Here is a 4,257-nt window from a genome sequence, read left to right as displayed (position 1 = left end):
AAAATGGCCGGCGAAACGCTCGGCACGGTCGTCGGTCGCCAGATGCGCCGACCAGCCGCGCTCGTTCAACTCATGCGCCAGCGCCTCGGCCGGGAAAAGATGCCCACCGGTGCCGCCTGCCGCGAGAAGGATGACGCCTCTGGCCATATCACTCCGCCGGCACGGCGCGTTGCGACAGGCCAAAGCCCACCTGCTTGCGCTTTTCCGGCCGCTTGCGTGTCAGCGCCAGCACCATGCCCATCGAGATGGCGATGGCGATCTGCGAGGAGCCGCCATAGGAGATGAACGGCAGCGTCATGCCCTTGGCCGGCACAAGCTGGAGGTTGACGCACATGTTGATGACAGCCTGCAGGCCGAACACGGTGACGAGGCCGCCGACCGCATAGCGGGTGAAATCGTCATGCTCCTTCAGCGCCGTGTTGAGGCCGCGCAGAACGATGAAGGCGAAGATCGACATGATGAAGAAGCACATGATCAGCCCGAACTCTTCGCCGGCAACCGAGAAGACGAAGTCGGCATGGCTGTCGGGGATGACGCGCTTGACGGTGCCCTCGCCCGGTCCGACTCCGAACCAGCCGCCATTGATCAGCGCTTCGCGCCCCATGTCGACCTGGAACGTGTCGCCCTCGCCGGTGAGGAACTTGTCGATGCGCAGGGCAACGTGCGGGAACACCGTATAGGCGGCAAAGACGCCGCCGACGCCGGCCGCACCCAGCGCGACGATCCACAGCCAGGGCAGCCCGGCCATAAAGAACATGATGCCCCAGGTGCCGGTCGTCAGCATGGTCTGGCCGAGGTCCGGTTGCGCCACCAGCAGCGATACGACCAGCACCAGCAGCAGCATGGCAAACAGATTGCCCGGAATATCGGGCTGGCGCTTGTGCTCGGCGAAAAGCCACGCGCACATGATGACGAAGGCCGGCTTCAGGAATTCCGACGGCTGGATCGACAGGCCGGCAAGCGACACCCAGCGGCGCGCACCCTTCACCTCGACGCCGATGTAGAGCACCGCCACCATCAGCACCAGCATCAGGCACAGGATGACCAGCGCCATGCGCCGGATCTGCCTGGAATCGAGGAAGGAGACTGCCAGCATCACACCGAGCGCCGGCACGGTGAAGATGATCTGCCTGGTGGCAAAGTGGAAACTGTCGAGGCCGATGCGTTCGGCCACCGCCGGACTGGCGGCGAAGGACAAGACGATGCCGAGCCCCATCAGCGACAGGAACGCCGCCAGGAACCAGCGATCGATCGTCCACCACCAGGTTGCCACCGGGCTTTTGTCGAGACGGCTTTGCATTATCGTGCCCCTCCGATGGGTTTCACACCCTCGATAGCATTCGCAGCTTGCCTGAAGGCTTCGCCGCGGACTTCGAAATTCTTGAACTGGTCGAAACTGGCGCAGGCCGGCGACAGCAGCACCACCGCCTCGCCGCTGTCGTCCTTAGCGGCATCATGCGCGGCGTGCTCGACCGCGGCGGCCAGCGTGCCTGAGATCTCGTAGGGAACTGCCTCGCCCAGCGTCGCCGAAAAGGCCGGCGCCGCCTCGCCAATCAGATAGGCCTTGGCGATGCGCGGAAAGAAGCCGCGCAACGGCTCGATGCCGCCTTCCTTGGGCAGGCCGCCGGCGATCCAGTAGATGCGCGTAAAGCTGGATAGCGCGGGTGCTGCCGCATCGGCATTGGTCGCCTTGGAATCGTTGATGAACAGCACATGGTCCTTGCGGCCGACCTGCTCCATGCGGTGAGCGAGGCCGGGAAAGCTTTCCAGCCCCGACTGGATTTCGCCAAGCTCCAGTCCGACCTTGAGGCAAGCGGCGACCGCCGCCAGCGCGTTCTGGGCATTGTGCTGGCCGCGCAGCGAGCCGATGCCTTCGAGGAAGGCGACGCGGCTGTAACGGCCGTGCACCGCTTCCATCAGATTGGTGCCATCGGCGAAATAGCCGTCCGTCAGTGGCAGGCGCTTGGAAATGCGGGTGACATGCCGCCCCGCCCGCTCCAGCCGCTCGGCGATCTGCGCGCACCAGGAATCGTCGATGCCGACGATCGCCGTCTCGCTGCCGGCCACCAGCCGCTCCTTGATCGCGGCGTAGTGCTGCATGGTGCCGTGGCGGTCGAGATGATCGGGCGTCAGGTTAAGCAGGATGCCCGCCGTCGGATTGATCGAGGGCGCGAGGTCGATCTGGTAAGACGAGCATTCGACCACATAGTGCCGATCGGGCTCGGGCGGATCGAGCGTCATCACCGCGCGGCCGATATTGCCGCCCATCTGGGTGTCGCGTCCCGCGGCTTTCAGGATATGCGCGGTCAGCGCGGTCGTCGTCGACTTGCCGTTGGTGCCGGTGATGGCGATGAAGGGCGACGTCGGCGCGCTCAGCATCCGCTCGCGGCAGAAAAGCTCGACGTCGCCGATGATCTCGACGCCTGAACCGCGCGCCAGCTCCACCGTCCAATGCGGCTTGGGATGCGTCAGCGGGACGCCCGGCGACAGCACGAAAGCCGAGAATTTCGCCCAGTCGGCGCCGCGCAAATCAGCGGTCGCGATACCGGCAACGGCGGCCTTGGCAACGCTTTCGGGATTGTCGTCCCAGGCCAGCACGTCCGCGCCGCCCTCGATCAGCGCGCGCGCCGTCGCAATCCCCGAGCCACCGAGCCCGAAGAGGGAAACGCGCTTGCCTGAAAAGGATGCGGCGGGGATCAAAGGGCTTCCTATCTCAGCTTTAGGGTCGACAGGCCGACCAGCGCCAGGATGACGGCGATGATCCAGAAGCGGATCACCACCTGGCTTTCGGTCCAGCCTAGCTTTTCGAAATGATGGTGGATCGGCGCCATCAGGAACACCCGCTTGCCGGTCATCTTGAAGTAGCCGACCTGGATGATGACTGACAGGATTTCCACGACGAACAATCCGCCGACGATGACCAGCACGATCTCGTGCTTGGTGGCGACCGCGACGGTGCCGATCAGGCCACCCATGGCCAGCGAGCCGGTATCGCCCATGAAGATCGCCGCAGGCGGCGCGTTGAACCAGAGGAAGCCGAGGCCAGCGCCGATGACAGCGCCGAGCACGACCGCCAGTTCACCGGTGCCGGGCACGAAATGGATCTGCAGATATTCGGCGAACACGGCGTTGCCGGAGAGATAGGCGATGACGCCGAAGGAGGCCGCCGCGATCATGATCGGCACGATCGCCAGCCCGTCCAGACCGTCGGTGAGGTTCACAGCATTGCCTGCTCCGACGATGACGAAGCAGGAGAACGGAATGAAGAACCAGCCGAGATTGACGATGAATTCCTTGGCGAAGGGAAACGTCAGCGACGAAGAGAACGGCGCCTGGCCATTGTGCATGATCACCCAGGCGGCGATGCCGGCGATAACGAATTCAAGCGCCAGCCTTGCCTTGCCGGAAAAGCCGAGATGTGACTGTTTCGTCACCTTCAGATAGTCGTCGTAGAAGCCGATCGAGCCGAAGCCCAGCGTCACCAGCAGCACCACCCAGACATAGATGCTCGACAGGTTGGCCCACAAAAGCGACGAGCCGATGATGCCCGACAGGATCATCAGTCCGCCCATGGTCGGCGTGCCGGCCTTCTTGAAATGCGTCTGCGGTCCGTCGGCGCGGATCGGCTGGCCCTTGCCTTGCCGCAGCCGCAGCGAATTGATGATGGTCGGCCCGAAGATGAAGACGATCAGCGCCGACGTGATCAGCGCCCCGCCGGTGCGGAAGGTGATGTAGCGGAAGACATTGAAGACCGAGACCTTGTCCGCAAAATCGACGAGCAGTGTAAACATGCGCTTTTCGTCCCCCGACCTAGGTCTGTTTTCTGGCTGTCGATTCAGCCGGGAATTTGCCCAGCAGCGCATCGACCAGTTTTGCAAAGCCGATGCCCTTCGACGATTTGATCATCACCACGTCGCCCGGCTTGAGCGCGGCAAGCAGCACCGGCTTCAACTCCTCGACACCGGCGCGGTATTCCGTCTTGATCTCAGCCGGCAGCGCTTCTGCCAGCGCCCGCATTTCCGGGCCGCCGAGAAAGACGGTCCGCGTGCCCGTGCCGACGATGAGGTCGGCAAGGGCTGCATGCAGCTTGGCCGAATGGTCGCCAAGTTCGAGCATGTCGCCGAGCACGGCGATGCGGCGGCCCTCGCCCGTCACAGGCGTCGCGTTGAGCAATGCCATGGCAGCAGCCATCGATGCCGGATTGGCGTTGTAGCTTTCGTCGATCAGCGTGATCAGTCCACCTGGGTAGCTCGAAGT

General features: G+C 63.9%; 5 protein-coding genes. All 5 read right to left on the bottom strand.

All coding sequences use genetic code 11. From position 1 onward, the window contains the following. Positions 1 to 147: glycosyltransferase (locus tag EN964_RS26595; protein WP_206528762.1), on the bottom strand; the 147-nt coding region annotated here is incomplete at its 3' end. 1 nt (position 148) lies between these two features. Next, on the bottom strand, positions 149 to 1,300 hold the full coding sequence (ftsW, locus tag EN964_RS26590; protein WP_127270939.1) for a putative lipid II flippase FtsW: 1,152 nt from the start codon (positions 1,298 to 1,300) through the stop codon (positions 149 to 151). Next, the gene (gene murD / locus EN964_RS26585) at positions 1,300 to 2,700 is read right to left on the bottom strand and encodes a UDP-N-acetylmuramoyl-L-alanine--D-glutamate ligase (protein WP_127270938.1); all 1,401 of its coding nucleotides are present in this window, start codon (positions 2,698 to 2,700) and stop codon (positions 1,300 to 1,302) included. Before murD ends, ftsW begins: the two co-directional genes overlap by 1 nt. Before the next feature lie 8 nt (positions 2,701 to 2,708). Then, on the bottom strand, positions 2,709 to 3,791 hold the full coding sequence (gene mraY, locus EN964_RS26580; RefSeq protein WP_013530954.1) for a phospho-N-acetylmuramoyl-pentapeptide-transferase: 1,083 nt from the start codon (positions 3,789 to 3,791) through the stop codon (positions 2,709 to 2,711). 19 nt (positions 3,792 to 3,810) lie between these two features. Then, the coding region (locus tag EN964_RS26575) for a glutamate ligase domain-containing protein (RefSeq protein WP_281059571.1) at positions 3,811 to 4,257 on the bottom strand (447 nt) is incomplete at its 5' end.

The sequence above is a fragment of the Mesorhizobium sp. M7A.F.Ca.CA.001.10.2.1 genome, from assembly GCF_003998575.1.
GTDB lineage: Bacteria > Pseudomonadota > Alphaproteobacteria > Rhizobiales > Rhizobiaceae > Mesorhizobium.
The sequence above is the reverse complement of the archived record's forward strand: the minus strand, read 5'-3'. Positions and strand labels throughout refer to the sequence as shown.

Coding starts and splice junctions, on each gene's coding strand:
- ftsW (WP_127270939.1), bottom strand. CDS start 1,300: ATGCAAAGCCGTCTCGACAAAAGCCCGGTGGCAACCTGGTGGTGGACG.
- mraY (WP_013530954.1), bottom strand. CDS start 3,791: ATGTTTACACTGCTCGTCGATTTTGCGGACAAGGTCTCGGTCTTCAAT.